The 1,171-nt window shown below is 61.9% G+C and carries 1 protein-coding gene; it reads left to right on the top strand.

What is annotated here, in order from left to right; all coding sequences use genetic code 11:
- Nucleotides 1-72 precede the first annotated feature (72 nt).
- Nucleotides 73-1,029, top strand: coding sequence for an IS5 family transposase (locus tag B8991_RS20970; RefSeq protein ID WP_084355218.1), 957 nt, complete (start codon nt 73-75; stop codon nt 1,027-1,029).
- The last annotated feature ends 142 nt before the right edge of the window (nt 1,030-1,171 follow it).

The raw sequence follows: 1,171 nt of genomic DNA, 5'->3' as shown, positions 1-1,171 counted from the left end.
GGAACGTCTGAAAAACCTGCTTCTTTCGGCGTGATCTGGTAGACTTGGGCAACCCGCCAAGGAGCCGTTCCGATGCCGAAGCAGCCTGCCTTTCCCGGTCTTCACGATGCAATGAAGAAGAAGCAGACCCGGCGGGAACTGTTTCTGGCGGAGATGGACGAGGTGGTGCCCTGGGGGCGGTTTCTGGCGCTTGTCGATCCGCATTATCCGAAGGCCGGGCCGAAGGGTGGTCGCCCGCCGATGCCGCTGGAGATGATGCTTCGGGTCTATTTCCTGCAGAACTGGTATGCGCTGAGCGACCCGATGGCTGAGGAAATGCTCTACGACAGCGAGGCGATGCGCCGCTTTGCCGGGATCGAGCTGGGTGACGACCGCATTCCGGACGAGACCACGATCCTGAACTTCCGTCATCTGCTGGAACGGCACGGGCTGACAGAAGCGATCTTTGCGGACGTCAACGCGCATCTGGCCGACAAGGGCATCGGCTTGCGCTCCGGCACGCTGGTCGACGCCACGATCATCGACGCGCCGTCCTCCACGAAGAACAAGGCGGGCGCGCGCGACCCCGAAATGTCATCCACGAAAAAGGGAAACGACTGGTATTTTGGTATGAAGGCGCACATTGGCGTCGATGCGGACAGCGGCGTTGTTCACAGCCTGGACACCTCGACAGCCAAGCTCCACGACAGCCAGGTCTGGGACGACCTGCTGCATGGCGACGAGACCTCCGTCTGGGCCGACAAGGGCTATGTCAGTGCCGAGCGCGAGGCGGCGTTCAAAGGGTCGTGCAAGGCCTGGGGTGTCATGCGCAAGGCGCCAAAGGGTGGCAAGCTGCATCCCCTCGACGAACGGATCAACCGGGTGATCGCGATGGTGCGGGCCAAGGTCGAGCATCCGTTCCGGGTCATCAAGCGGCAGTTCGGCCACGTGAAGACCCGCTACCGGGGCCTCGCCAAGAACCGCGCCCAGCTCTTCACGCTGTTCGCGCTTGGAAACCTGTTCCTGGTGCGAAGGAGGCTGATGGCATGAGGACGAGTCTGCCCAGAATACGCCAAACCGCCGAAATGGCGGCCTTGAAGCCGCTTGATCGGCCGCAAACAACCTGTCTCACACCTTCCGAGAGCATCAAGCCACAATCTCGGCGCAGCCGAACCCGTTGATCAGACGTTCC

Origin of the sequence: Primorskyibacter flagellatus (assembly GCF_900176485.1) — a bacterium.
Taxonomy (GTDB): domain Bacteria; phylum Pseudomonadota; class Alphaproteobacteria; order Rhodobacterales; family Rhodobacteraceae; genus Primorskyibacter; species Primorskyibacter flagellatus.
The sequence above is the reverse complement of the archived record's forward strand: the minus strand, read 5'-3'. Positions and strand labels throughout refer to the sequence as shown.